Origin of the sequence: Clostridium sp. UBA7791, assembly GCF_002480755.1 — a bacterium.
Taxonomy (GTDB): Bacteria; Bacillota; Clostridia; order Clostridiales; family Clostridiaceae; genus Clostridium_J; species Clostridium_J sulfidigenes.
In genome coordinates this window covers 63,102-63,525 of the sequence record NZ_DLCT01000008.1, presented here as the reverse complement: position 1 = coordinate 63,525, position 424 = coordinate 63,102, and the positions used below count along the sequence as shown (strand labels likewise).

Below are 424 nucleotides of genomic sequence, written 5' to 3'. Positions count from 1 at the left end.
TTTATGTTCTGTCCTCAACCCCTAAGCCAAAGGCTTAGGTTTGGGCTCTTTCCATTTCGCTCGCCGCTACTTTGGAAATCGATGTTTCTTTCTCTTCCTCCGGGTACTTAGATGTTTCAGTTCCCCGGGTTTACCTCTATACACCTATTTATTCAGTGCACAGTACATAGTGTTAACTATGTAGGTTTCCCCATTCGGAAATCTCTGGATCACTGGCTATTTGCGCCTACCCAAAGCTTATCGCAGCTTATCGCGTCCTTCTTCGGCTCCTAGTGCCAAGGCATTCACCATGCGCCCTTTGTAGCTTGACCTATTCATTTACTAATCTTAAGCGATTAAGATTAGATTTTCATTCTACAAAGAATTCAAATTAAAATTCTTGACGAAATTGTTTTATCTTTAAATTTAAAGGTTTAACAATATA

General features: G+C 39.9%; 1 rRNA gene (running past one end of the window). It reads right to left on the bottom strand.

Annotated features, from left to right (window positions below):
* Positions 1-311: ribosomal RNA gene (locus B3Z56_RS13540) — 23S ribosomal RNA — on the bottom strand; it reaches 2,741 nt to the left of the window's first position.
* Positions 312-424: the final 113 nt, after the last annotated feature.